Source organism: Saccharothrix espanaensis DSM 44229 (assembly GCF_000328705.1).
In the GTDB taxonomy this organism is placed as follows: domain Bacteria; phylum Actinomycetota; class Actinomycetes; order Mycobacteriales; family Pseudonocardiaceae; genus Actinosynnema; species Actinosynnema espanaense.
In genome coordinates this window covers 8056744-8083103 of record NC_019673.1, presented here as the reverse complement: position 1 = coordinate 8083103, position 26360 = coordinate 8056744, and the positions used below count along the sequence as shown (strand labels likewise).

Sequence of the window (26360 nt, the reverse complement as noted above, 5' to 3'; positions counted from 1 at the left end):
CCACCTCATCGGTGTGGTGGGGTGGACGACAAGCGCAGAAAGGCTGGCGTTCGGGTCTACGAAAGAACTAGGCCGGTTGCTGCCCGGGGAAAGTAAGGTCGGAAGCGTGGGGATTTTCCGGAGGAAGCGGCCCGCGGCGGTCGCCCGTGAGGTGGTGCGCGACCACACCTACGACGACGCGATCCTGGACATCGCGGCCGAGGAGATGGACGCGGGGCACCTGCGCGCGGCCACGACCGTGCTGGCCGAGTGCCGGGACGAGCCCGAGCGGCGGGCGTTGCGGGTCGAGGTGCTGGGCGAGCACGCCATCGGGCACGCGGACGAGCTGCTCGAACTCGCCAAGACCAACTCGGACCCGGACCTGTGGCTGCTCGCGGGCACGGCGTTCATCCGGGAGGCCTGGGCGATCCGGGGGTCCGGGCGCGCCGACAGCGTCGGCAAGGACCGGTTCAAGGTCTTCTTCGGCACGTTGCGCAAGGCCGTCGGGCCGCTGCACGAGGCCGCCAAGCTGCTGCCCCGGGACGCGGTGCCGTGGGCGCAGCTGCAGACCGCCGGGCTGGGCCTCCAGGTGGACCGCGACCAGAAGGACGAGGTGTGGCGGGAGATCGTGGCCCGGTGCCCCTCCCTCTACCCCGCGCACTGGACCCGGTTGCAGATCCTCGCGGCGAAGTGGGGCGGGTCGGCGGAGGAGATGATGGCGTTCGCGCACGGCAGCGTCGACGCCTCGGAGCCGGGCGACCCGGTGGTGGCGATGCTGCCGCTGGCGCACTTCGAGATCTTCCTGGAGCAGTTCGAGGAGGCCGTGCAGGCGCGCAGCGCGTTGAAGATCGCCACGTTGAAGCTGCGCTACTTCAGCCGGGTGCGGGACGAGATCGCGCAGGCGGCGGACCGCTGGGAGGCCGCGCCGGGACGGGCGCACCCGCGGTCGTTGCAGGCGCACAACCTGTTCGCGGCGGCGTTCGCGCTGGCCGACGACGCGCCGCGGGCCCGTCGGCACCTGATCGGGATGCGCGACCACGTGCACGACGTGCCCTGGGCGTACGTGGCGTACCTGGCCGACGACCTGGAGAAGGAGTACTCCGAGCTGGCCAACAAGTACCTGGACGCCTGAGCCGGGTTCGGGCCGGCTCAGGCGTCGGCGTCAGCACTTCTGCTTGTAGAAGTACTTCTCGTTGGCGTCCATGTCGGCCTTGGTGAGCGCGAGCAGGGTGGTCTCGATGTCGCGCTTGCCGGGTTTGCCCTCGATGGCGGCGACGGCCTGCTCGACGCCGATCCGGCCGATGGCGGCCGGGTCCTGGGCGATCAGCGCCTGCACCGCGCCGCCGCGCAGGTCCTCGACCTGCTTGGGGCTGGCGTCGAAGCCGATCAGGTTGACCACGCCGGTCTTGCCCGCGTTGCGCAGGCCGGTCGCCGCGCCCTCGCCGGTGTTGAGGTTGGTGGCGAACACGCCGATCAGGTCTGGGTTCGCGGCGAGCGTCGCGGTCACCTTCGACGCGGCCTGGTCCGGCTCGTTGTCGGTGTACTGCTGACCGACGTACTTCAGGTTCGGGAACTTCTTGATCTCGTCCTCGAAGCCCTTGGCGCGGGCGTCCGTCGTGGAGGTGCCGGCCTTGGTGTTGAGGACCAGGACGCTGCCCGGCTTGTCCTGGGCGAGCTTGGCGAGCGTCTGCGCGGCGAGTTGGCCGCCCTGCTCGTTGTCGGAGGAGACGGTGGACGCGGCGATCGAGGTGTCCTCCAGCTTGGTGTCGACCTCGACGACCTTGATGCCGGCGTCCTTGAGCTGCTTCACGGGGCCGGCCATGGCCTTGTCGTCGGTCGGGGCGATCAGCACCGCGCCGGGCTTGTTGGCCAGCACACCGGTCACGATCGGGGTTTGCAGCGTGGAGTCGAACTTCGCCGGTGCCTGGACGTCGACCTCGTAGCCCAGGGCCTTCGCCGCCTCGCGGAAACCGCACTCCATGGAGATGTAGAACGGTTCGGCGGCGACGCCGGGTATCAGCACCATCTTCTTGGCGTCGCCGGTGCCCCCGGTGTCGCCGATCTGGCCCCCGCCGCCGCACGCGGTCAGCAGCAGGGCCGCTCCGAGCAGGGCAACTGTCCTCGTTGACATGGTCTCCCCAACCTCTCGCCTAACGTTGGTTGCGCGCCCTTCGCCGCGACTGGTCGAACCAGACGGCGGCCACCAGGACGATGGCCACCGCGACCGGCTGCCAGTACACGTTCACGCTGACGATCACGAATCCCTTGCGCAGCACGGCGGGGATGAACACGCCGAGCACCGTGCCGACGACCGACCCCGCGCCGCCGAACAGGCTGGTGCCGCCGAGCACCACGCCCGCGATGGCGTTCAGGTTGTCCGTGTCGTGCCCGGTGATGGACGCGACCCGGAAGTACGCCAGCGCCATGAAGCCGGCGAGCCCGGCCAGGGTGCCCGCCAGCAGGTAGACCTTGACCAGGTGGCCGGTGACGCCGATGCCGACCCGGCGGGCGGCCTCCTCGTTCGAGCCGAGGGCGTAGGTGTGCCGGCCGAACCTGGTGGTGGACAGGACCAGCGCGCCGATGGCGGTCACCACGGCGGCGAGGATGACCAGGTTGGGCACGCCGAACCAGGTGCCGGTGCCGAGCGTGTTGCCCAGCACGTCGGGCACGCCGCTGACGTTGGACCCGTTGGACAGCAGTTGGCCCGCGCCCAGGGCCGCGCCGAACGAGCCCAGGGTGACGATGAGCGGCGGGATGCCGGTCTTGGCCACCAGGAGGCCGTTCAGCAGGCCCCAGGCCGCGCCGGCGAGAAGGGCCGCGATGAGTCCTATCAGGACGGTGCCCCAGCCCGCGGTTGTGGCGTTGCCGTCGTTGACGGCGTTCATCGTCATGGCCGAGGTGACGCCGGAGAAGACCAGCACCGACCCCACGGACAGGTCGATGCCGGAGGTGATGATCACGAACGTCATGCCGACCGCGAGCACCAGGAGCACGCTCGTCTCGACGAGGGTGGTCTGGAGGGTGAACGTGGTCAGGACGGCGTCGGGGCGGATCGCGCCGAACACGGCGACCAGGACCAGCAGCACCAGGGCGATCCACAGGGTGTTCGCGCCGAACAGGCGTTGTTTGAGGCTCATCCGAGGGCTCCGGTCATCGCACCCACCAGTTCCTCCACGGTCGTGTCGGCGGCGGTGAAGCGGGCCACCCGGCGGCCCAGGCGCAGCACCTCGACGCGGTCCGACACCGCCAGCACCTCGGGCATGTTGTGGCTGATCAGCACGACCGCCAAGCCCTGGTCGCGGACCCGCTTGACGACCTCGAGGACGCGTTCGCGCTGCACCACGCCGAGAGCGGCGGTCGGTTCGTCCATGAACACGAGCTTGCCCGCCCAGACCACGCTGCGGGCCACGGCGACGCTCTGCCGCTGGCCGCCCGACAGCGCGCCGATCGGTACGTCGACGCTCTGCAGGCTCACCCCCAGCTCCGCGAACGACTCGGTGGCCCTGCGGCGCATCGCCTTCTTGTCCAGCACGCCCAGCCGGCCGAGCAGCCCGGGTTTGAGCAACTCACGACCCAGGAACAGGTTCGCGGCCGGGTCGAGGTCCGGCGCGACGGCGAGGTCCTGGTACACCGTCTCGATGCCCAGGTGCCGCGCGGTGGTGGGGGTGGGCAGGGTGATCGGGCGACCGTCGAACGCGATGGTGCCGCTGTCGGGTTGTTCCGCGCCGGACAGGCACTTCACCAGGGTCGACTTGCCCGCGCCGTTGTCCCCGATGAGGGACACCACTTCGCCCGCGTAGGCGGTGAACGAAGCCCCGCGCAGCGCTTCCACGCTGCCGTAGTGCTTCACCAGGTCGCGGGCCTCCAACAGGGGTTCCGCCATGTCAGCTCCCGAGGCGCGGCGGGCGGCAGCGGACGGCGACCAGGTCGCCGGTCAGCACGACCTCGCCCGCCGCGTGTGGCACGACGACCGTGCTGCCCTTGTGCAGGCGGGTGTCCCCCACGGTGCCTTCGCCCTCCAAGACGACGAGGACCGCGAACGACGGGACCAGCGACTGGTGGCCGGAGACGTGCAGGCGGTCCGCCTGGAAGAACGGGTCGGCCTTGGCGCGCAACAGGTTCACCGAGGGGGCGACGCGGGACGCGGTGTGCGTCAGCAGGTCTTGCACGTGCTGCACCCGGCGCTCCACGCACTCCAGCGCGGTGTCCTGGCCGAGGCCCAGGTGCCAGGACTCCGGGTCGGGGAGGAAACCCTGCCACTCCAGCGTGACGGAGAAGTCGGTGGGCTGCTGGAGTTCCACGATGAACACGCCCTCGCCGATGGCGTGCGGCACGCCGGCGGGGACGAACAGCGTGTCACCCGCCTTGACCGACACCGGGTTGAGGGCGTCGAGCATCGCCTTCGAGTCCTGGGCGGAGACCCAGGTGGCGATGGCGTCCGCGGGGACGTCCTGGCGGAAACCGAGGTAGGCGGTGGGGTCGTCGCCGGTCGTGCCGATCACGATCCACGCCTCGGTCTTGCCGTGCCGGCAGGCCAGGTGCTCGGCCGCGAAGGCGTTGGACGGGTGGCAGTGCACCGGCAGGCGCTGGCCCGCGTCCAGCAGCTTCACCAGCAGCGCGGTGTCCGCGCCGAACTCCGCCACGTGCTCGGGGCCGAGCCACGCCACCGGGTCGGCGGCGACCGCGTCGCGCAGCCACCGGCCGTCCGGCAGCCTGGTCAGGCCCGCCTCGTCCTGCCCGAACAGGGTGGTGGTCGAGGCCACCCAGTCCTCGGGGCCGTAGTCCGCCCCGGGCTCCCCGCGCAGCGTGGCGATCGCCGCCCCGCCCCGGTAGAACTGCTTCGGCTGGTTGGCCGGAAGCGCGATCGGCTGCTTGCTCACGCACGAACCTCCCCTGATCCACGTGCCACCAACCGGACCGGCAGCACCACGCGGCGCGGTGGTGACGTGTCGCCGTCCAGGCGGGCGTACAGCAGGTCGGCCGCGGCCTTCCCCAGCGCGCTCGCGTCGTGCGCGATCACGCTCACCGGCGGCGAGAGCAGGTCCGCCAGCTCGAAGTCGTCGAAGCCGAGCAGCGCCGGCCGGACCGGCGACCCGGCCAGCGCGCGCAGCGCGTGCACCGTGATCCGGTTGTTGCCGGTGACCACGGCGGTCGCCGGGTCGGCCGCGTTCCGCAAGTGGTGCAACGCCGTGCGGACCGAGTCCTCGTCGTGCGGGCCCATCCGGACCAGCGACTCGTGGAACCCGACGCCCGCCCGCGCGCAGCCCTCGCGGAAGCCGCGCAGGCGTTCGTTGGCGGTGAAGATGTCCGGCGAGTCGCCCAGGAACGCGATCCGGCGGTGCCCGAAGGACGCCAGGTGCACCACGGCTTCCGCGGTGCCGCCGACGTTGTCGACCAGCACGGTGTCCGCGACCACGTCGCCCGCCGGGCGGTCCAGGAACACCACGGGCGTGCCCGCGTGCATCTCCGGCACCAGGTACCCGTGCTGCACGCCCGCGGGCACGATCAGCAGGCCGTCCACCCGGCGGGAGCAGAACTCCAGCGCCAGTTCGCGCTCCCGCACCGGGTCCTCGTCCGAGGAGCCGGTGATGACCTGCCGGCCGCGCAGTCGGGAGATCTCCTCCACGGCCCGCGTCACGCCGGAGTAGAACGGGTTGCCCACGTCCTCCAGCACCAGGCCGACGGTGCCGGTGGACGAGCCGCGGCGCAGGTTGCGCGCGCTGAGGTTGCGCCGGAAGCCGAGCTGGTCGATCGCCGCGAGCACCCGTTCCGCGGTCGCCGGGTGCACCCCCGCCTCGTCGTTCACCACGCGCGAGACCGTCTTGATGCTCACGCCCGCCAGCCGCGCCACGTCGTTCATGGTGGCGCGCCGGACCTTCCGGGCGGTGCCGTTCGCGGACAACGTTGTCATGGTCCGCGAATCACACACCCGGTCCCGGTCCGTGTCAATGATCCGCGCTGTCTCGAACCGGACAACACTCGGACACGGCCTTGACGCACCCCCGACACCCTCCGCAATTATGCGATTACCGAAGGTTCGTGGACAGCGTTGTCAACGAGGAGGGCTCGTGAAGGCGGCACTGGCGACAGCGGCAGTCGTGGCAATCGCGTTGGTCCAACCGGTCGTGTCCCACGCCCAACCGGACGATCTCGCGCGCTGGGTGAACCCGTTCGTCGGCACCCGGCCGGGTGGTCCCGACCACGGCACCGGCGGCGGCGCGGGCAACAACTTCCCCGGCGCGGACGTCCCGTTCGGGATGGTGCAGTGGAGTCCCGACACGGTGACCCGCCAGCACGGCGGCTACTCCTACGACGACAACCGGATCAAGGGCTTCAGCCTGACCCACCTGTCGGGTGCCGGCTGCTCGACCTACCAGGACGTCCCGATCATGCCGTACGTCGGCGAGGTGACGACGTCGCCCGCCGCCGACCCCGGCCGGTACGTGTCGACCTTCTCGCACGCCAACGAGTCCGCCACCCCCGGCTACTACGGCGTCACCCTCGACAGCGGGACCGAGGTCGAGCTCAGCGTCACCCAGCGCACCGGCATCGGCCGACTGGCCTACCCCGGCGGCAGCACGTCCACCCTGCTGGTCAACACCTCCGGCTCGATCGCGGGCACCGACGACGCCGAGGTCACCATCGGCGCGAACACCATCAGCGGGTGGGCCACCAGCGGCCGGTTCTGCGGCGCGGACCACCGCTACCGGGTCTACTTCCACGCGCAGTTCGACCAGGCGTTCGAGTCCGTCGGCACCTGGAAGAACGGCGCGGTCACGCCCGGCAAGTCCGCCGAGCGCGGTGGCTCGCCGCGCAAGGGCGACCTGGGCGATGCCCGCAAGACCCTTGCCGCGCAGGGTGAGCAACGCTCGGTGGGCGCGCTGGACACGACGGTCTCCGGACCGGGCAGCGGCGGCTACGTGACCTTCGCCGACCCGGAGGTCACCATGCGGGTCGGCCTGTCGTTCGTCTCGGTCGACGGCGCGAAGAAGAACCTCAAGGCGGAGAACGTCGCCAAGTCGTTCGACGGTATCCACACCGCCGCCCGCAAGGCGTGGAACGACCGGCTCGGGCAGATCAAGGTCACCGGCGGCACGGACGCCCAGCGAACCACGTTCTACACGGCGTTGTACCACTCCCTGTTGCAGCCCAACGTGTTCTCCGACGTCGACGGGCGCTACCCGGGCTTCGACGGCCGCCTGCACACCGCCGACAAGGGCCACGCGATCTACACGAACTTCTCCGGCTGGGACGTCTACCGCTCGGAGATGCAACTGCTCTCGTTGCTGGCACCGGAGGAAACGGCCGACATGGTCCGCTCGATGGTGGCCTTCGCCGAGCAGGGCGGCTCGTGGGACCGCTGGACGGTCGCCAACGGCTACACCGGGGTCATGGTCGGCGACCCGTACCACGTGATGGTCGCCAGCGCGTACGCCTTCGGTGTCAAGGACTTCGACGCCAACAAGGCGTTGCTGCTGATGCTGCGCGGCGCGACCCAGCCCACCCAGGGCTACGAGGAACGCCCGGGGCTCAAGGAGTACCAGGAACTCGGGTACGTGCCGGTCGGCGCGCAAGGCGTCTGGGGTGCGCCCGCCACCACGTTGGAGTACACCAGCGCCGACTTCGCCATCGCCGACTTCGCCCGCCGGCTCGGCGACGGCGCGACCTGGCAGACGTTCATGAAACGCGCCCAGCACTGGCAGAACGTGTTCAACCCGGCCACCTCCTACACCCAGGCCCGCAACCGCGACGGGTCGTTCGTGGAGCCGTTCGACCCCGGCAACCCGGACAACTGGGTCGAGGGCAACGCCGCGCAGTACACCTGGATGGTGCCCTACAACGCACGCGGCCTGTTCACCGCGATGGGCGGCGACGCGAAGGTCCGCGACCGGCTGGACTTCTTCTTCACCAAGCTCAACGCCGGACCCGACGAGCCGCACGCGTTCCTCGGCAACGAGCCGATCATGCACAGCCTGTGGCTCTACAACTGGGCCGGCGCGCCCGCCAAGACCCAGGCCGTGGTGCGCAAGGCGGTCGACGAGCTGTTCGGTCCCGGCCCGAACGGCCTGATGGGCAACGACGACCTCGGCCAGATGTCGTCGTGGTACGTCTGGGCCGCGCTCGGCATGTACCCGGTCATCCCCGGCCGCGCCGAACTCGTCGTCAACAGCCCGGTGTTCACCGAGGCGACCATCACCCGCCCGAACGGCGAGCCGATCGTGGTCAAGACCTCCGGCGCGGGCAAGCACGTGGCCGACCTGAAGCTCAACGGCCGCCCGCAGACCCGCACCTGGCTGCCGGAATCGCTGGTGGCCGACGGCGGCACGGTGGAGTTCGGCCTGACCGCCGAGCCGACCACGTGGGGCACCGGGCCCGCCGACGCGCCGCCGTCGTTCCGCGACGGCGAGGTGGGGCAGCAGTCGTTCATCACGCCCGGCCGGCTGGTCCTCCCGCCGGGGGCCTCGGGCACGGTCACGATCGGCGCGCAGGACTTCTCCGGCAAGGGCGGCAAGGTGGGGTGGAGCGCGCAGCCGCCCAACGGGATCACCGTCACCCCGAGCCAGGGCGAGATCACCGCGCCACCGGGCGACAAGGCCGGGCAGAGTGTCACGGTCACCGTCGCGCCCGACACCGCCGAGCAGACCCTGCGGATCCCCGTGACCTTCTCCAACGGTCAGCGCAGCACGATCTCCGTGCTGGTGGCCGACCCGGGCAGCCTGCGCGCGGCGTTCAACAACGTCGGCACGTCACCGGACGACAACCAGGCCATCGGCAACTTCGACGGCGGGGGCTGGAGCTACTCGCGCGAGGCCTTGGCGGAGAAGGGCCTGACCCCCGGCGCGAAGGTCACCCAGGACGGCATCACCTACACCTGGCCGTCGTCGCCGGTCGGCGAGCCGGACAACGTCGACACCACCGGCCAGGCCGTGACGCTCAACGCCACCGGCACGAAGCTGGGCCTGCTCGGCAGCGGGGGCGGCGGCAAGGCGTCCGGCAAGCTCACCATCACCTACGCCGACGGGACGACCCAGGTGGAGGACGTCGGGTTCTCCGACTGGGCGCTGGGCGGCAACGCCACCACGCCACCGTCGTTCGACAACCGGGTCGTCGCCGTCACGCCGTACCGGAACAACTCCGGCGGAACCTCCCAGCAGCTCAAGATGTTCCTCTTCGCCACCGCGCCGATCACCCTGAAGGCCAAGGAGGTCCGCTCGGTGACCCTGCCCTCCGGGGTGACCGGCGGCACGTTCCACGTGTTCGCGATAGGCGTGGGTTGACGATTCTCACGCGCGCTTTCATCCACCCGATCGGGAGGTGTGAAATCAACGCTCCGCGCCGGGCGTCGGGGTACGGTAAATCCGTGCTACGGGCAACCCTGGTATTGCTGACAATGGCCGCTATGGTGGTACCCGTGACGGCGAACGCGCAGACGGACCCGGTCGAGTCGGTGAACACGTTCATCGGCACAAAAGACGAGGGGAACACGTTCCCGGGCGCGTCCGCGCCGTTCGGAATGGCCCATTCGAGTCCGATCGGGTCGCATTACGCGGGGTGGCGTTACGACGATCCGGTGATCCGCGGGTTCGGCCACTTCTTCCTGTCCGGCGCGGGCTGCTGGGAGCAGGGCGGCCTGGTGTCGATCCTGCCGACGACCGCGCTCCCGCAGTCCTTCGACCACCGCCGCTACGGCGTCGGCTACCGCCACCAGGGCGAGGTGGGCAAGCCCGGCTACTACCGGGTGGACCTGGCGTCCGGGATCACCGCGGAGTCCACCGCCACCACCCGGACCGGCGTCGAGCGGTTCACCTTCCCGCCCGGCAGCACCCCGCACGTGCTGGTGAACGTGGGGCAGGCCAACGACAAGGAGCCGGTCACCGGCAGCAGCGTCCGGGTCGTGGACGACCGGACCCTGGCGGGAACCGTGACGGCGCAGGCGTTCTGCGGCGGCAAGCCCTACACGACCTACTTCACCACGACGTTCGACCGCCCGTTCGCCACCACCGGCAACTGGGGCGGCGCGGAGGGCGGCGCGGGGTTGCGCGGCCAGTGGCTCACCTTCGCCGAGGGCCCGGTCACCGCCGCCACCGCGATCTCCCACGTGGACCCCGCGGGCGCGACGAAGAACCTGGCGGAAGCCCGCGACCAGACCTTCGACGACCTCCGCACCGCGACGCAGGCGTTGTGGCGCGACGAACTAGGCTCCATCGAGATCGAGACGGACAACGCGACCGACCGCACGGTCTTCTACACCGCGCTCTACCACGTCCTCCTGCAACCCCTCACCGGCAACGACGTCGACGGCCGCTACCGGGGTTTCGACGACAAGGTCCACACCGCCGAGGGCTGGACCTACTACGAGTACTACTCGCTGTGGGACACCTACCGCGCCCACAACCAACTCCTCGCCCTCCTGCGCCCGGACCGGGCCAAGGACGTCGCCAGGTCCGTGCTGACCATCCACGAGCAGGGCGGGTGGCTGCCGAGGTGGGCGTACGCCAACCAGGAGACCAACACGATGACCGGTGACCCGGTCACCCCGTTCCTGGTGGACCTCTGGCGCTTCGGTGCCCTGGAAGGCCGGGAGGACCAGGCGTACCGGGCGCTGCTCCAGAACGCCACCCAGGTCCCCGACCCGAAGTCGCCGTTCGAGGGACGGGTGGGCAACCCCTCCTACCTGGAGAACGGTTTCGTCCAGTACGACAAGGACTTCCCGAAGAAGGGCCAGGACGTGGACCCGCACCACGGCGCGTCCGCGACCCTGGAGTACGCGCTGGCCGACTGCGCGCTCTCCGTCATGGCCGAGTCCCTGGGCCACGACGAAGACGCCGACACCCTCCGCCGCCGTGCCCTGAACTACCGGACCCTGTGGGACGACACCGTCACCGACCGGGGCTTCACCGGCTTCCCGCGCCCGAAGACGGCCGACGGCCGGTGGCTGAGCCCGTTCACCCCGCAGGGCCAGGACGGCTTCCACGAGGGAACCGCGTGGCAGTACCAGTGGCTGGCCCACCACGACGTCCCCGGCCTGGTGGAACGCCTGGGCGGCAAGGAGAAGGCGACCGCCCGGCTGGACGACTTCTTCGCCTACCCGGACCTGGTGGCGAACCCGGCCAAGACGGTCCGCGAGAAGTGGGTGGTCGGCCCGTACGACTACTACAACCAGTTCCGGTACAACCCGAACAACGAACCGGACCTGCACGCCCCGTGGATGTACGCCCTGATGGGCCAGCCGTGGAAGACCTCGGCGGTCAACCGCGCCGCCCAAACCCTGTTCGTGGACGGCCCGAACGGCGTGACGGGCAACGACGACCTGGGCACGATGTCGGCCTGGTACGTGTTCAGCGCCCTGGGCCTCTACCCGGCGGTGCCCGGCACCGGCCAGTTCATCCTGCACGCGCCGAGGTTCGCCAAGTCGGTGATCCACCAGCAGAACGGCAACCCGATCATCATCGCCGCGGAAGGCGCAGACCCCCGAACGCTCCAGTACATCGAGTCCGCCCAACTGGACCACGTCCGCCACGAGAAGGTCTGGGTGGACCACCACACCCTCGCCGGCGGCACGAACCTGACCTACACCCTGACCGCAACCCCAGGCGAAGCCACCTGGGCCACCACCCCCGACAGCACCCCGCCCTCCCCCTGCGCCACCACCTGACCCCCAGGACCAACCCCACTGTCACCAATTCCCCATAGGGCACAACAAACCGCCCACAAGAGACCACTCAAAAGCCGCGATCCCCCGACGCCCCAGTCCGCCTGTCGAGGGCCCAACAGCTCACCTGTCGTCGGCCCAACGGCTCACCGTGCGCGGGCGACCGAATGCGCAGCGCAACAGAACGAACGACGAAAGTATTGTACTTGTTGAGCTTTGGTCACTTTCGTCGCACGTGTGGACGAGATCGCCCGCCCGGTGGTCACCGACGGTCTACGTTCCAGCCATGACAGGGGCACGCATACCAGCCGTGGTGGTCGCGGACATCCGCAAGCACTACGGCGACTTGAAAGCGGTGGACGGAGTCTCGTTCACCGTCGCCGAGGGGGAGTTCTTCGGCATCCTCGGGCCGAACGGGGCGGGCAAGACCACGACCCTGGAAATCGTCGAGGGCCTGCGCAAGTCCGACGCCGGAGCGGTCACCTTGCTCGGTGAGAACCCGTGGCCGCGCAACCACAAGCTGCTGCCGAGGATCGGCGTGCAGCTCCAGGCGTCGAGCTTCTTCGAGAAGCTCACCGCGAAGGAGCAGTTGCAGACGTTCGGCTCGCTCTACGGCGTCACCGCCAAGAAGGCCGACGAGATGCTGGAACTGGTCGGCCTCGCGGACAAGGCCAACGTCCAGGAGAACAAGCTGTCCGGCGGGCAGCGGCAACGGCTGTCCATCGCGTGCGCCCTGGTGCACGACCCGGACATCGTGTTCCTCGACGAGCCCACCGCCGCGCTCGACCCGCAGGCGCGGCGCAACCTGTGGGACGTGCTGCGCGCGATCCAGGCGCGCGGCAAGACCATCGTCTACACCACCCACTACCTGGACGAGGCCGAGATCCTCTGCGACCGAGTCGCGATCATGGACAAGGGCCGGATCCTCGCCATGGACGCGCCGGCCACCCTGGTCCGGGGCCTCGACGCGCCCACGCACGTCATCCTCCAGAAGGGTGTGCTCAAGGCGGCCGACGCCAAAGCCATCCAAGGCGTCGAGGACGCCCACGAGGACGAGGTCTCGCTGACCATCTCCACCCGCAAGCCCGCTCCCGTGCTGTCCGCGCTGGCGGAACGCGGCACCCTCGACGGCCTGCAGGTGCGCACGGCCACGTTGGAGGACGTGTTCCTCAACCTGACCGGACGGGAGTACCGCGCATGACCGCGTTCAAGAGCCTGTCCATCGCCATGGTCAAGGGCTTCCTCCGCGACAAGATGACGCTGTTCTTCGCCTTCGTCTTCCCGCTGATGTTCCTGGTGGTCTTCGGCCTGCTGTTCCGCGACGCGGGCGACGAGAAGACCAAGGTCGCCGTCGTCGGCGACGGCCCGATCATCACCGCGCTCGACCAGACCGGCGCGCTGGAGCTGGAGAAGTACGACAACGTCGACACCGCGCGGCAGAAGGTCGACGACGGCGACCTGCCGGCCGTGATCGCGGTCAACGGCAACGACATCGAGCTGACCTTCGCCGCGAGCGACCAGGTCAAGGCCCAGACGGTCGTCGGCATCGTCTCGGGCGTGGTGGACAAGGTCAACGTGGCGGTCACCAACACCCCGCCCACCTACAGGTTCGAGGCCAAGCCGGTCGAGGACGCCTCGCTCAAGCCGATCCAGTACCTGACCCCCGGCATCCTGTCGTGGGCGGTCTCGATCTCCGGCGTGTTCGGCGCGTCCCTGACCCTGGTCTCGTGGCGCAAGAAGCAGGTCCTGCGCCGGATCCGGCTCTCCCCGGTCGGCACGACCGCCGTCCTGGGCTCCCGGATCCTGGTCAGCATCGGCACCGCCCTGGTCCAGGGCGTGCTGTTCGTGGCCGTGGCCCTCACCCCGTGGTTCGGCCTGCAACTCAACGGCCAGTGGTGGCTGGCACTGCCGTTGCTGATACTGGGCACCACGGCGTTCTTCGCCGTCGGAATGCTCGTCGGCGCATTCTGCAAGACCGAAGAGGCGGCCAGCGGCGCGGCGAACATCGTCATCATGCCGATGGCATTCCTCTCGGGCACCTTCTTCCCGGTGGAAAAAGCCCCGGGCTGGCTCCAGGCGGTCTCCAACATCTTCCCGCTCCGGCACATGAACGACGGGATGATCGACGTCCTGGTCCGGGGCAAGGGCATCGAGGCCCTGGCCGTCCCCGCCGCGTTCCTCATCGCATTCACCCTGGTGGTGGGCTTCATCGCCGCCAAGGTCTTCCGCTGGGAAGACTAGGACGACAACGAAAGCGCCCACCGCTCAATCCCCCTGCCGCGTCGTGTCATCCCCGTATGGCCCGCGCGCAGCGAACCGCGCTTTGCCAGGGTATGCAAGCACGCTTTTCGCTTGCATACCCTGGCAAAGGGTGGTTGTCTTCAGACCGGGCCGTACGGGGATGACACGACGCCCGCTCTTTCTTTTAGTCATCCTTGGCGGCTCGCCCGTCCGGCGAGGACTCTTTTGCCTTTGCTTTTGCTTTTTGCTTTTTCTTTTGCTTTGCTTCGTGAGAGGTACCACGCCAGGAAGACCAGGCAAAACGGACCCCCACGCCAGGTGAGCCCCGTCACTCACCACAATGGGTGGCATGCTCTCCAGCCCCGTAGGTCGTTTCCGTCTCTTCGCGCTGGCCGAGGCCGTGTCCTGGGCAGGCCTGCTGATCGGGATGTTCGTCAAGTACGTGATCGGCCCCGAGGTCGGCGTCAAGATCTTCGGCCCGATCCACGGCTTGATCTTCGTCTGCTACATCCTGGTCACGCTGATGCTCGTCCAGCGGTGGGACCGCCGCACCACGGTCTGGGCGCTCGTCGCCAGCATCCCGCCGTTCGGGACCGTGTTCTTCGAGCGGTGGGCGCAGAAGCACGGGAAGCTCACCGAGCCGGTGGCAGCCGCCGAGTAGCCGCCGAGTAGCCGCCGAGCAGCCGCCGAGCAGACGAGGATCAGGGCAGCTCGGCCGAGAGCGCACGGGCCAGCTCCAGCTCGTGCTCGGGATCGCCCAGGTGGTACACCCGCTCGCTCTCCTCGATGCAGTCCAGGAACTCCTGGTACACCAACGCACCGACCAGGTGCGCTGCCGGCCTTGCGTACCGGAGAGCTTGCAGCGGGTCGCTGTCTGGCCGGTGCTCCAGCCAGGCATCGGCCCAGATTCGGGCGATCCCCAGTTCTTGGCTCACGTCATCGCCTACGAAGCTGATGAGCCTGGCCGCGTCCAGTGCCGGGTGGCCCCAGTGGGCGTCGGCCCAGTCCAGGACGATCCCTCCGGAGCGCCAGTTCCCCGGGTGGAAGTCGCCGTGCAGCAACGTGTTCGGCAGGCCGCACGAGGGTAGGTCGACACCTCTGGTCTTGATCTGCCGGCCGTCAAGACCGGCCACCTTCGCCTGGGCCCCGACCCAGCGAGGCACGATGGAGGCGACCACCTCGGAAGAGGGGTGCCAGCAGTCGATGCCCTCTGCGGCGCGCATCAACGTGCGTCGGGGTGCCGAGGCCACGACGTCGGGGACCAAGGACGGGTCGACGGATCGGACAAGAGACGTCACCGTGGCTTCGTCGGCCATGAACGGTGGGGTCTCCTTGGCCCAGTACGTCCCCTGGTCGGTCTCCAGCCGGTAGAGGCAGGACAGGTTCCACGTCTTCACCTGCACGGCGCGTCGGACCTCGACGTGTTGCGCGGCCCACGCCACGAGTGCTGCCGGGCCGCCTGGGCGTGCCCACGGCATCCTCAACGGCTCGTGCGCTTCTGCTGCTCTGTCAGCGAGGTGTGCTGGTCGGTCAGCGGGGTGCGTCGGTTGGTCAGCGGGGATGGAAGGGCGGGAAGCGGCTTCGACTTGGTAGGTCACCCGGCCGTCGCGCATCCCGGACCCGGTGGTGGACACCAGCCGGAGCACGCTGGTGGCGACGCCCAGGATCTCGTCCAACCGCGTCACGACCGGTTCGACGTCGTTCCACCACGGGCTGTCCACGGTGAACTCGACCGAGCCGACGTACTCGGCGTTGTAGATGACCAGCGCTACGACTTCTCGCACTCGTCGCAGGGTGCTTGACGGGTTACGTCACGTCCAGCGGTTTCTTCGATTCGTGTCCGCAACTCCCGACCACGACGACCGCGACGGCCACGCTGGAACTGCCCTTAATCGGAGAAGTCCCCCACCGCACGACGCACCTTGGCGAGGAGATCGGTGAGCTGCTCGGTCTGGCGTTCGGTGAGTCCGCGCAAGCCGAACTCGACGTCGACCACGGCTTCGGTGGCCGCTTCCCGCCGCGCGTGCCCGTCGGGAGTGATCTCGACCAGGGTCGTCCGCCGGTCCGTGGGGTGCGGGTTGCGCCGGACCAGTCCGTCGGCTTCGAGCCGGTCCACGATGTTGGTCACGCTCGTGGGGTGCAGCTGCAACCGCTCGCCCATCACGCGCATCGGCAGGCTGCCCGTGCGGGCGAACGTCAGCAGCACCAGCGCTTCGAACCGGGCGAACGTCAAGCCGTGCGGCTTGAGGGCAGCGTCCACGGCGGACTGGATGATCTGCTGTACTCGCATGACGCTCGTGACCGCTGCCATCGCCGTCGACGGTCCGATCCGCTTCTCCCACAGCTCGGCAGCGCGCGCGATGGGGTCGAACGGCAGCGGTTGGGACGTCATGCGCCGAAGCTACCAGTGGGTACCCGGAAACCAGGAGGCAACTGTGCTCGTCGCGTTCAGCGTCAGTCCGCTCGGCGGGGAGTCCGACAGCGTCGCCGAGGCGGTCGCCGCGGCGGTGCGGGTGGTCCGGGAGTCCGGCCTGCCCAACGAGACCAACGCGATGTTCACGTTGGTCGAAGGGGAGTGGGACGAGGTCATGGCGGTGGTGAAGAAGGCCACCGAGGTGGTGCAGGCAGTTGCTCCGCGCGTGGGGCTGGTGCTCAAGGCGGACATCCGGCCCGGGTTCACGGGGCAGCTCCGGGCGAAGGTCGAGCGGGTGGAGCGGCACCTCGCGGGTCCTGGAGATCAGCCGACGGAATGACCCCGTTGCCAGATAGTCGGACGTCCTACTAAATTAGCCCGGTGACCGCGATGGCGAAGCCGAGCCCGAGGGACCTGTGGCTCAGGTTCGAGACGTACCACGACGTTACGTACTTCACGCCCGAGTCCCGCGCCGCCACCGACGAACTGGGCTGCAAGGGCGGGTGGATGGGCTACTTCGGGATGCGCGCGGCTCCGCTGGGAGCCGCGTCGCCCGAGGCGGTGGCCGCCGCGTTCTACAGCTTCCACCCGCGCATGGTGTCCCGGGCGCTTCCCGACGCTTGGGACGTGGCCTCGCCTGAGCGGTTCCTGGAAACCCGGCTGCGCGGCGTGGACGGTGCTCTGCGCCGGATGCTCCCCACGTTGGACGTGGGGGAACCAGCCGCGCTGGCGAGAGACGCGGCAACCGAAGCCGCCAAGGCGGGCAGGGTCCTGGGCGCGGCCAACGCGGCGCTTGAACTGCCTGAGGAACCGCACCTGGCCCTGTGGCAGGCGTGCACGACGTTGCGGGAACTGAGAGGCGACGGGCACATCGCGGCTCTCGTGGCCGCTGATCTCACGCCGTGCGAGACGTTGGTCCTCTTCGGGGCCGACAAGGGGTTGGACCCCGCCTATCTGCGGACGGCCCGGGGGTGGAACGAAGACGAGTGGGCGGCGGCCGAGGCGTCCTTGGGGGAGCGCGGCCTCTACTCCGCAGGACTCACCGTGCGGGGAGCGGAGCTCAGAAGAGAGATCGAGCGACGCACCGATCACGCTGCCCAAAGCCCGTGGAAAGCCCTCGGACCTGCGAAAACCGCCAGGTTCGAAGAGTTGATGACCCCGCTGGTACTACGGCTCGCCCGGCAGAACGAGGCGATGCGGGTCAATCCGATGGCGATCGACCCAGTGCGAGAGCTCACGACCTGACCAGTCGCCCGCAGGGGACTGGGCGGTTCGTGCCAGGATGGAACCGTGACAAGGCCAGACCCTCGCAAGACCGCAGCACTGTCCGCCGCGCTGTCCGGGGCTGTCGACCTCGGCGCGCTGAAGGCACGGGCCGACGCCGCCCGTCAGCGGTCCACCGCGCCGCCCGCATCCGCTTCCGCCTCCGCGTCGGGCAACGCCCCGGGCGCACCCGACGGCGGGCACAGTCCGTGGGTGCTCGACGTCACGGAGGCCACGTTCCAGGCCGTCGTCGAGCGCTCCCTGGACATCCCGGTCGTGGTCGAGCTGACCGCGGCGTGGAGTCCCGAGGCGGGACAGCTGTCCCCGATCCTGGAGAAGGCCGCGCGCGCCGGTGGCGGCGCGTGGATCCTGGCCCGGGTCGACCTCGACGCCAACCCCCGGGTGGGGCAGGCGTTCGGCGTCCAGTCGGTGCCGACGGTGGTCGCCCTGGCCGCCGGGCAGCCGGTGGACGCGTTCGCCCAGCCGCTGTCGGACGTCGAGTTCGACCAGTGGATCAACCGGTTGCTCGACGCCCTGCGAGATCGGCTGCCGGGGATCCGGGCGGCCGAGGCTGCGTCCGGCGGCGGTGGCGGCGAGCCGGTGGAAGAGTTCGAGGACCCGCGGTTCGTGGCCGCCGAAGAGGCGTTCGAGCGCGGCGAGTTCGACGCGGCGATCGCCGCCTACGAGGCCATCCTGGCGGCTGAGCCGGCCAACGCCGAAGCGAAGGCCGCGCTGGCGCAGGTCCGGTTCACGGCTCGGGCCGAGGGACTGTCCAGCGACGTGGTGGCGGCGGCCGACGCCGCGCCCGACGACGTCGACGCGCAGTTGGCGGCGGCTGACGCCGAGTTGGCCGGGCAGGACGTGGAGCGCGCTTTCGGGCGGTTGATCGACACGGTTCGGCGGGTGTTCGGGGAGGACCGGGATCGGGTGCGGGAGCACCTGGTCGGGTTGTTCGAACTGTTCCCGGCGGACGACGATCGGGTGGCTCGGGCTCGGCGGGCGTTGGCTAGTGCTTTGTTCTAGAGATAAAAGCAAAAGCTAAAGCAAAAGCTGAAAGAGTCCTCGCCGGACGGGCGAGCCGCCAAGGATGACTAAAAGAAAGAGCGGGCGTCGTGTCATCCCCGTACGGCCCGGTCTGAAGACAACCACCCTTTGCCAGGGTATGCAAGCGAAAAGCGTGCTTGCATACCCTGGCAAAGCGCGGTTCGCTGCGCGCGGGCCATACGGCAATGCCGTTAAGTTAGGGCGGGTGAGCGGAGCTTGATGGTCGGTGTTCCGTCATGCCTGATGCTGCGGTGTTCAGGTCGTTTGACGCGGTAGGAGTTGTGGCGTCCGCGTTTGACAACGCGAGCGCAGGTACGGTTGCGACGTCTTCGTGTGGGTCTCCAGAGGATTTCCTCGAAGGTGTCGACAAGTGCTCGCCAGCGGTGGTCAGGGGGAAAAATCCGCCTGAGCGGTGACCTGGCGGCGGACGACGCGGAGAGTGCGGATGAAGGACAGTTCGTCGGGGTCGACATCGGCCTCGTCGGCAGCCCGGCTCATCAGACTGCGGATGGCGTAATGAGTGAGCAGGAATGCCCAGATCTCCTGACGGACCATGTCCGGCGATTTCGACCGCAGTATCCGGGCGTTACCGCGTTGATGCGTCTTGATCTCGTTGAAAACGGACTCGATCTCCCACCGCTGGTGATAGCACCAGGCCAGTTCGGCGGCAGTGGCTTCCGATGGTTCCGGAATAGTGGTGGCCAAGCAGATCACTTCGCCGGTACCGTTGCCCTCCCGGTCGGGTACTTCGTATTCCACAACCCGGACCCGGAATCCCTGCTCGGGGCTGACGGTCTTCCCGGCGGCGGCGTCGGCGATCACCTGTCGGCGTCGTCCGGCGCGGACCTGAGGGTTCAGCAGGATCGAGTCGAAGGAGCCGTCGGAAAGCCATTTCAGCACGGGCAGCTCGACCCCGGAGCCGATCCTCCAGAGCAGGTCGGCGCCAGTGTCGAGGAAATCCTCCCAGAGCGAGTAGCTGTAGAAGTTCCGATCGGCGGTGACCAGCATCCCGGCCTCGACCGAGCCGAGCAACGATCGGGACAAGGCTTTCTCGTCACCGCGGTAGCCACTGATCACGGCATCGACGATCGCATGCGACCCGCATTCGGCCAACGCCACCACCAACGCCTGGGGGAACCCACTTGCTTTGTGGTCGTTTCCGCTCTTGCCGAACTCCGCGACATTCTCCGGCGTGTCCTGGAGATCGAGCATGACACCGTCCACGGCCATGACCCGCCGCGACCTCAGCCATGCCCCATGGGCACCCGGCCCGGCGACCGGCACCGCGACCCGCTCGAACAACACGCGCAACGGCTCGGACCCGAGACGCTGCCGTGCCTGCGCCACCGCCGAGGTCGACGGAACATGCCATTCACCGCGCCACGACCCCATCGACTTCAACGAGCCGACGAGTTTCCGCATGACCTCCTCGTAGTCGTCGTCGAAGAACAGGCACATCGCTTGACAGAACCGCACCATCACATGCGCCGGAAGCAGACGCGTCCGCTGCTCGCGTTTCCCGGTCTCGTCCAGGACCTCCTCGATCAAGTCCCGCGAAACCACCTCGGCCAGAACACCGAGCGAAACCCGGTCGACAAGCCGGACATCTTCGCCGACCGCAACCGACGCTTTCTTCTGCCCAGCACGCGCCATGGCTGAATTCTACCGTAAGGACACTAACTTAGCGGCATTGGGCCATACGGGGATGACACGACGCGGCAGGGGGATTGAGGGTGCGCGCGTAGGTGGTGCGCGTGTGTCGTGTGGGTGGGCGCGTGTGTCGGGTGGTGGGCGCGTGTGTCGTGTGGGTGGTGTCAGTCTGAGTATTTGCGGGTGCAGAGGCCGCTGCCGTCGTAGAAGCCGTCTCGGAAGGCTTCTACGCGGGCGAAGCCCGAGGGGACTACCTGGCCGTTGACGTCTGCGGCGATCAGGCTCTTGTCCGCCAGGAGTTCGGCCACGGCTTCGTCCAGGTCGCCCGAGGACAGGCGGAGGTCGGCCTTGGGCTGGTTCGTCGTGCCTGCCCAGGCTCCGGTGAGGCACGCGGTGCGGAGGCCGGCCGCCGGGCCTTCCAGCGAATAGCCCGTGGCTTTCTGGATCGACAGGGCGAAGCGGGACGCGATTTCGGCGAAGGCGGCGAAGTCGCCGATTCCGCCCTTCTGGCCTCGTTTCGGCGGGGTGCCGATCTTGACCAGGTCGGGGAGGTCGACGGTGATCGTGTTGGTCGCCGGGCAGTACGCGGCCGGGGTGGTCTGTTGGGCGTTCGAGCAGTTCGCGTCGCCCGTCTTCATCGTGGGCGGGGTGGCTCCGCTCTGGTTGAAGGCGCTGCGGAGGCTCTCCTCCAGCAGGTCCAGGTAGCGCTTGTCGTCCACCTTCACGTTGCCCTTGCCCAGACCGGTGTCGACGTCCTGCGCGTCGAACTTCTCCTGGGTGATCCTGGTCTTGATCTCCTGGTCGTCGATCTGGGCGCAGCGCTTGGGGTCGCCGGCGAAGCCGAACTGGAACGCGGCCACGCGGTCGAACGCGCTGCCGTGCGCTCCCTGCTTCTCCGCCGAGGTGCCGGCGGCGTCCCGGATGAAGAACATGGTGGCCAGGATCTGGTTCAGGCCCGGACCGGTGGAGATGCGGAAGTGCTTGGACTTGCCCTCCGCCACCCAGCGGAAGAAGTTGCCGGCGTAGCAGTCGGCCTGCTGTTCCTTGATGATCGACGGGGTCGCCTGGGTGACGCCGCTGTCCGGGCCGAGCTTGTACTGCACGGCGTGGCCCATCTCGTGGGCCAGGACCGTGACCACGGCCATCGGGCCGAAGGCGTCGTCCAGCATGGGCAGCAGTTCGCCGCGGTCCCACGCGATGCTGTCGTCGAGGGAGCAGTAGAAGGCGTTGGCCACGCCCTTGGTGTTCGTCCGGCAGATCTCGATGCCGGCGCCGTTCGAGTCGTACGAGACCAGGCGCTTGACCGGCTCGAACTTCTTGCCGGCGAAGTTCTTCGGCAGTTGCTCGGACCAGTACTCCTCGACGTCGGCCAGGGTGTTGATGGCCAGGCGGTCCATCTCGCCGCCGTCGCCGTTCTCCACCCGCAGGTCGGCGTCCGGCACGCCGGGCTTGGGGCCGCTGTCACCGGTGGTGATGTCCAGGCCGGACACCTTGGACACGTCCGGTTTCACCGCTCGTGCCGAACCGTGCACGGCCTGTGAGCAGCCGGCGGTCAACGCTGCGACCGCGACCAGCGCCGCGGCCGTGAACACCCGTCGAGCCATGTCCAAGCCCCATCCCGATCAGTGCGGTCCGTGCGCACACTACTTGTCCGGCGCGGGCGGTGTGACCGGAACTATCCGAGCCCGCACGCCTTGTCGCCGACGAACACGCCGCTGCGGAACACGTCGACGCGCTTGAAGCCCGGTGCCACCGACGCCTCGCCGGACCCGTCGCGGGCCGCGTAGTCGTAGGCCAGCAGCACCTTCACCGCCTCGTCCAGGTCACCGGGCGACAACCCGAAGCCCTGCCGGCGGGTGAACACCTCGCGGGTGTAGGCCCCGGCCAGGCACAGCGCGCCGGCCGACGCCTCGTCGCCGTCGACCTCCTTGCCGAGCGCGGCGCGCGCCGCCATGCCGTACCTCGACGCGAGGAGGATGCCGGTCGCGTAGTCGCCGATCTTGGCGTGCAGCTCGGGCAGCTCCTCGGCGACCTCGATCTCCACCGACTTGTCCTTCGGGCAGAACGCCACCGGGCCCTGGTCGCCGGAGCAGTCCGGCTCCTTCTGGGTGGGCGTGGTCTTGGGCGGCGTCCACGTCTTGCCCTTGGACGTGACCAGCGCCTTGTAGTAGTTGTCGAGGTCCGGGGTGATGGCGTCGAGCATCTCGTCGAACGGCAGGTTGCCGCCGCGGTCGCGGTCGTCGACGTTGGTGAAGCCCTGCTGGGTGAACTTGCGGGTCTGCACGGTCATCCCGGAGCAGAACTTGGTGCCCTCCTGGTACCCGTCCTGGAACGCCGACACGCGGTCGAAGGCGTTGCCGTGCGCGGACTTGTCGTTGGGCGAGGTGCCCACCGGGTCGCGGAACGAGATGAGCGCGCCCAGCGCCGCGTCGAGGGTGTCCGTGCCGATGTCGAGGTGCTCGGACTTGCCGTCGTTGACCCACCTGATGAAGCTGCCGGCGAAGCAGTCGGCCATCGCCTCGGTGAGGATGGTCGGGTACTTCTCCGGGTTCTTGCGCTCGGCCTCGGGCGTGATGCCCATCCGGCGCTGCACGGCGTGGCCCATCTCGTGGGCCAGGACGATCACCACGGCCGCGTCGCCGTAGCCGTCGCGCAGGACGGGCAGCAGGGCGGCGCGGTCCCAGGCGATGGCGTCGGCGCTGGGGCAGTAGAAGGCGTTGCCTTCGACGTCGCTGGCCTTCTCGGTGCACGGCGGCGGCTTGGCGGCCGGGTCCGCGGTGTCCACCGAGTAGACGCCGCCCTCGATCGGCCGCCACTTCTCGCCGAACGTGGCCGGGTACGCCTGCTCCCAGTACTTGTCGACGTCGGTGATCGCGGTGGCGCCCAGCCGGTCGATGTCGCCGCCGTCGGTGCCCTTGATGAAGCTCGGGTCGACGCCGTCCTTGGCGACGACCTTGCCCGCCACCGGCCGCCCGGGGACGGCTTGGGTGCACGCCGACGCGACCAGCGCCGTCGAAACCACCGCTACCAGCAGGATCAGCCGACCCGATGCGTGCCGCATCGGACCATTGTGCAGACTTTCGACCCCTTGGGGGCTGTTCTCGCCACTTCGTGCGCCAGGTGAGGGGTCGGGGGGCGTCCGCGCCGGTTGCGCAGGATCGGCGGCGGAACGCGCGGTAACGAAGTGGTTACTCCGTGGGGTGCGGGGGATGACGTTCGTGCCTGGGTGGGTGTCGGGGTGTGCGTGCGGGGTGACAGGGCGTTGACGTGGGCTGGGTGCGGCGCTAGCCTCCGGATTGTAAACAATCTTTACTATTCGACTCCCGAGCCGCCGCCCCGGACCGTGAGGAGAACACCGTGCGCCGTGTCGCCCCGTTGGCGTCGGCGGCTGTGCTCTTGTTGCTCGCACAGCCGCTGACCGCCGCCAGCGCACCAGCCGATTCCCTGCTCTCCCAAGGCCGACCGGTCACCACCTCGTCGGCCGAGGAACCCACCCTGGCCGGGCAGTTCGCCGTGGACGGCCGAACCGACACCCGCTGGGCCAGCGCGCCCGGCATCGACCCCCAGTGGCTCGCCGTCGACCTGGGCAGCACCTCCGAGGTGCACCAGGTGATCGTGCGCTGGGAAGCCGCCTACGCCACCAAGTACAAGGTCCAGATCTCCGCCAACGGCTCCGCCTGGACCGACATCAGCAGTCGCAGCACCGGCGACGGCGACTCCGACACCCACGCCGGGCTCCAGAGCTCCGGCCGCTACCTGCGCGTTCTCGGCACGGCGCGGGCCACCAGCTACGGCTACTCGATCTGGGAGCTGGAGGTCTACGGCGTGCGCGGTGGTGGTGACACCGTCGCGCCGAGCATTCCGGGCGGTCTCCGGGTCACCGGGACCACGGCGAGCAGTGCGTCGCTCGCGTGGACGGCGGCCACCGACAACGTCGGGGTGACCGGGTACGACGTGCTGCGCGACGGTGTCGTCGTCGGCACCGCCAACGGCACCACCTACACCGACGGCGGCCTGGCCGCCAGTACCGGCTACGACTACGCGGTCCGGGCGCGCGACGCGGCCGGGAACACGTCCGCGGTCGGCAACCAGGTCCGGGCCACCACCGGCGCGGGGTCGGGGTCGTTCGTGATCGCGGCGGCGGGCGACATCGCCGAGCAGTGCACGGCGAGCAGCTCGTCCTGCGTGCACCCCAAGACCGCCAAGCTGGTCGAGCAGCTGAACCCCCTGGCGGTGATCACCATGGGGGACAACCAGTACGACGACGCCCACCTGTCGGACTTCCAGAACTACTACGACAAGACGTGGGGCAAGTTCAAGGCGAAGACCAAGCCGGTGCCGGGCAACCACGAGACCTACGACAGCCCGCCGCTGGCCGGCTACAAGGGCTACTTCGGCGCGATCGCCACGCCGCAGGGCAAGACCTACTACTCCTGGGACCAGGGCAACTGGCACTTCGTCGCCCTGGACTCCAACGAGTCGAGCAAGCCCGGTTCCGCGCAGATCGAGTGGTTGAAGCAGGACCTTGCCAACAACCGCAAGGGGTGCGTCGCCGCGTACTTCCACCACCCCCGGTGGAGTTCCGGCGAGCACGGCAACAACACCAGCAGCGCGGGGTTGTGGGACACCCTGGTGGCCAACAAAGCCGACCTCGTGCTGGCCGGCCACGACCACCACTACGAGCGGTTCAAGCCGCTGAACGCCGCCGGGAAGGCCGACCCGAACGGCACCCGCTCGGTGATCGGCGGCGGTGGCGGCGCGTCGCTGTACAAGGTGTCCGCGAACCCCGCGGTCACCGAGTTCGCCAAGTCCACCCACGGCGTGCTCAAGATGACCCTGACCGACTCCACCTACTCCTGGCAGTACCTGGGCCTGGACGGGAAGCCGGTCGACAGCACGCCGACCTACAACTGCCACTGATGTACCTCGCGACCGCACGTCAGGCGCCGGAGGGCGCCCGGGGCGGGGGCCGGGTGGCGGGCAACGTGCTCGCCCTCGGCCTGGTCAGCCTCGTCACCGACATCTCCTCGGAGATGGTCACCGCGGTGCTGCCGCTCTACTTCGTGGTCGCGCTCGGGTTGAGCCCGCTGCTGTTCGGCGTGCTGGACGGGCTCTACTCCGGGGTGACGGCCGTGGTCCGGCTGCTCGGCGGGCACGTCGCCGACCGGTTCCAGCGGCGCAAGGCCGTGGCGCTGGCGGGCTACGGCCTGTCGGCGGCGGCGAAGATCGGGTTCCTGGTGGCGTCCTCGCCGGTCGCGCTGGGCGGTGTGCTCGCCGTGGACCGGACCGGAAAGGGTCTGCGGACCGCGCCGCGCGACGCGCTGATCTCGTTGAGCAGCCCGGCCGACGGGCTCGGCCGGGCGTTCGGGGTCCACCGCGCGATGGACACCGTCGGCGCGTTCATCGGGCCGCTGGCGGCGATGTTCGTGCTGTGGGCGAGCCTCGGGTCCTACGACGCGGTGTTCGTCACCAGCCTCTGCTTCGCCGTGCTGGGCGTCGTGCTGCTCGCGCTGCTGGTGCGCGATCGGCAGTCGCCCGCGGCGACCCGGCCCCGGCTGAGGTCGTTGTGGACCCGGGAGTTCCGCCGGGTCGTCGGGTGGGCCGCGCTGCTCGGCGCGGTCGCCGTCGGCGATGGGTTCCTGTACCTGCTGCTTCAGCAGGAACTCCGGCTGGACGCGGTGCACTTCCCGCTGCTGGCCCTGGGCACGGCGGCGGTCTACCTGCTGCTGGCCGTGCCGCTGGGCCGGCTCGCGGACCGGGTGGGGCGGTGGCCGGTGTTCCTGACCGGGCACGTGGCGCTGGCGGCGGCGTTCGGCCTGCTGCTCACGCCGTACGTCAACGTGTTCGTCGTGCTCGCCCTGCACGGCCTGTTCTACGCCGCCACGGACGGCGTGCTGCCGGCCGCCGCCGGCCCGTTGCTGCCCGCCGCGCTGCGCACCAGCGGCCTGGCGGTGCTGCAAACCGGGCAGGCGTTGGCCAAACTCGTGTCCTCTGTCCTGTTTGGAGCGTTGTGGACGATCTGGGGAGTGTCGACGGCGTTGACCGTGTCGCTGACCGCGCTGGCCGCCGTCTTGGTTGGCGCGGCGGTGTTGCGGCCGCTGTCGTCCTGATCCTGGC

Annotated in this window: 21 protein-coding genes; 11 read left to right on the top strand and 10 right to left on the bottom strand. The window is 69.3% G+C overall.

What is annotated here, in order from left to right; translation table 11 throughout:
• The first annotated feature begins 106 nt into the window (after nt 1-106).
• Nucleotides 107-1111, top strand: coding sequence for a hypothetical protein (locus BN6_RS35275; protein WP_015104644.1), 1005 nt, complete (start codon nt 107-109; stop codon nt 1109-1111).
• A gap of 30 nt (nt 1112-1141) precedes the next feature.
• On the opposite strand, the gene BN6_RS35270 is transcribed toward BN6_RS35275, so the two are convergent.
• Genes BN6_RS35270 through BN6_RS35250 form a run of 5 tightly spaced genes read right to left on the bottom strand, consistent with a single transcriptional unit; the run spans nt 1142 to nt 5839 of the window.
• On the bottom strand, nt 1142-2110 hold the full coding sequence (locus tag BN6_RS35270; protein WP_015104643.1) for an ABC transporter substrate-binding protein: 969 nt from the start codon (nt 2108-2110) through the stop codon (nt 1142-1144).
• A gap of 19 nt (nt 2111-2129) precedes the next feature.
• Nucleotides 2130-3116: an ABC transporter permease gene (locus tag BN6_RS35265; RefSeq protein WP_015104642.1), complete on the bottom strand. Its 987-nt coding sequence runs from the start codon at nt 3114-3116 to the stop codon at nt 2130-2132.
• On the bottom strand, nt 3113-3862 hold the full coding sequence (locus BN6_RS35260) for an ATP-binding cassette domain-containing protein (RefSeq protein WP_015104641.1): 750 nt from the start codon (nt 3860-3862) through the stop codon (nt 3113-3115). The genes BN6_RS35265 and BN6_RS35260 overlap by 4 nt, the downstream gene beginning before the upstream one ends.
• Nucleotide 3863: 1 nt before the next feature.
• Entirely contained in the window at nt 3864-4859 is a 996-nt protein-coding gene (locus BN6_RS35255) for a class I mannose-6-phosphate isomerase (RefSeq protein ID WP_015104640.1), read from the bottom strand.
• Complete coding sequence (locus tag BN6_RS35250; protein ID WP_041319120.1) at nt 4856-5839, bottom strand: LacI family DNA-binding transcriptional regulator; 984 nt, start codon at nt 5837-5839, stop codon at nt 4856-4858. The genes BN6_RS35255 and BN6_RS35250 overlap by 4 nt, the downstream gene beginning before the upstream one ends.
• Nucleotides 5840-5999: 160 nt before the next feature.
• Here BN6_RS35250 and BN6_RS35245 point away from each other — a divergent pair, with 160 nt between their 5' ends.
• The 5 genes from BN6_RS35245 to BN6_RS35225 all read left to right on the top strand — a co-directional run bounded on the left by BN6_RS35245 (nt 6000) and on the right by BN6_RS35225 (nt 14534).
• Nucleotides 6000-9257 (top strand): GH92 family glycosyl hydrolase, encoded by a 3258-nt coding sequence (locus BN6_RS35245; protein ID WP_015104638.1) that lies wholly within the window; start codon nt 6000-6002, stop codon nt 9255-9257.
• 44 nt (nt 9258-9301) lie between these two features.
• Nucleotides 9302-11635 (top strand): GH92 family glycosyl hydrolase, encoded by a 2334-nt coding sequence (locus BN6_RS35240; RefSeq protein ID WP_051076082.1) that lies wholly within the window; start codon nt 9302-9304, stop codon nt 11633-11635.
• A gap of 283 nt (nt 11636-11918) precedes the next feature.
• The gene (locus tag BN6_RS35235; protein ID WP_015104636.1) at nt 11919-12833 is read left to right on the top strand and encodes an ABC transporter ATP-binding protein; all 915 of its coding nucleotides are present in this window, start codon (nt 11919-11921) and stop codon (nt 12831-12833) included.
• Nucleotides 12830-13873: an ABC transporter permease gene (locus BN6_RS35230; RefSeq protein ID WP_015104635.1), complete on the top strand. Its 1044-nt coding sequence runs from the start codon at nt 12830-12832 to the stop codon at nt 13871-13873. The genes BN6_RS35235 and BN6_RS35230 overlap by 4 nt, the downstream gene beginning before the upstream one ends.
• 349 nt (nt 13874-14222) lie before the next feature.
• Complete coding sequence (locus BN6_RS35225) at nt 14223-14534, top strand: DUF3817 domain-containing protein (RefSeq protein ID WP_041319114.1); 312 nt, start codon at nt 14223-14225, stop codon at nt 14532-14534.
• Nucleotides 14535-14574: 40 nt separating this feature from the next.
• On the opposite strand, the gene BN6_RS35220 is transcribed toward BN6_RS35225, so the two are convergent.
• Both BN6_RS35220 and BN6_RS35215 read right to left on the bottom strand, forming a co-directional pair.
• The gene (locus tag BN6_RS35220; protein ID WP_015104633.1) at nt 14575-15657 is read right to left on the bottom strand and encodes a phosphotransferase; all 1083 of its coding nucleotides are present in this window, start codon (nt 15655-15657) and stop codon (nt 14575-14577) included.
• A gap of 104 nt (nt 15658-15761) precedes the next feature.
• The gene (locus tag BN6_RS35215; protein WP_015104632.1) at nt 15762-16265 is read right to left on the bottom strand and encodes a MarR family winged helix-turn-helix transcriptional regulator; all 504 of its coding nucleotides are present in this window, start codon (nt 16263-16265) and stop codon (nt 15762-15764) included.
• A gap of 43 nt (nt 16266-16308) precedes the next feature.
• On the opposite strand from BN6_RS35215, the gene BN6_RS35210 reads away from it, so the two are divergent.
• From BN6_RS35210 to BN6_RS35200, 3 genes are read left to right on the top strand one after another with little or no spacing between them, the layout of a single operon-like run.
• Nucleotides 16309-16626: an MTH1187 family thiamine-binding protein gene (locus tag BN6_RS35210; RefSeq protein WP_015104631.1), complete on the top strand. Its 318-nt coding sequence runs from the start codon at nt 16309-16311 to the stop codon at nt 16624-16626.
• Nucleotides 16627-16676: 50 nt separating this feature from the next.
• Nucleotides 16677-17531 (top strand): SCO6745 family protein, encoded by an 855-nt coding sequence (locus tag BN6_RS35205; protein WP_015104630.1) that lies wholly within the window; start codon nt 16677-16679, stop codon nt 17529-17531.
• Between the two features lie 45 nt (nt 17532-17576).
• On the top strand, nt 17577-18572 hold the full coding sequence (locus tag BN6_RS35200; protein ID WP_015104629.1) for a tetratricopeptide repeat protein: 996 nt from the start codon (nt 17577-17579) through the stop codon (nt 18570-18572).
• 408 nt (nt 18573-18980) lie between these two features.
• Here BN6_RS35200 and BN6_RS35195 read toward each other — a convergent pair whose 3' ends face one another.
• From BN6_RS35195 to BN6_RS35185, 3 genes are all read right to left on the bottom strand, one after another.
• The gene (locus BN6_RS35195) at nt 18981-20246 is read right to left on the bottom strand and encodes an IS4 family transposase (protein ID WP_015098774.1); all 1266 of its coding nucleotides are present in this window, start codon (nt 20244-20246) and stop codon (nt 18981-18983) included.
• A gap of 161 nt (nt 20247-20407) precedes the next feature.
• The gene (locus BN6_RS35190; RefSeq protein WP_015104628.1) at nt 20408-21847 is read right to left on the bottom strand and encodes a neutral zinc metallopeptidase; all 1440 of its coding nucleotides are present in this window, start codon (nt 21845-21847) and stop codon (nt 20408-20410) included.
• A 71-nt stretch (nt 21848-21918) separates the two neighbouring features.
• Nucleotides 21919-23304 (bottom strand): neutral zinc metallopeptidase, encoded by a 1386-nt coding sequence (locus BN6_RS35185; RefSeq protein WP_015104627.1) that lies wholly within the window; start codon nt 23302-23304, stop codon nt 21919-21921.
• Nucleotides 23305-23600: 296 nt separating this feature from the next.
• Here BN6_RS35185 and BN6_RS35180 point away from each other — a divergent pair, with 296 nt between their 5' ends.
• Both BN6_RS35180 and BN6_RS35175 read left to right on the top strand, forming a co-directional pair.
• The gene (locus BN6_RS35180) at nt 23601-25163 is read left to right on the top strand and encodes a discoidin domain-containing protein (RefSeq protein ID WP_015104626.1); all 1563 of its coding nucleotides are present in this window, start codon (nt 23601-23603) and stop codon (nt 25161-25163) included.
• Nucleotides 25163-26353: an MFS transporter gene (locus BN6_RS35175; RefSeq protein WP_015104625.1), complete on the top strand. Its 1191-nt coding sequence runs from the start codon at nt 25163-25165 to the stop codon at nt 26351-26353. The genes BN6_RS35180 and BN6_RS35175 overlap by 1 nt, the downstream gene beginning before the upstream one ends.
• Nucleotides 26354-26360: the final 7 nt, after the last annotated feature.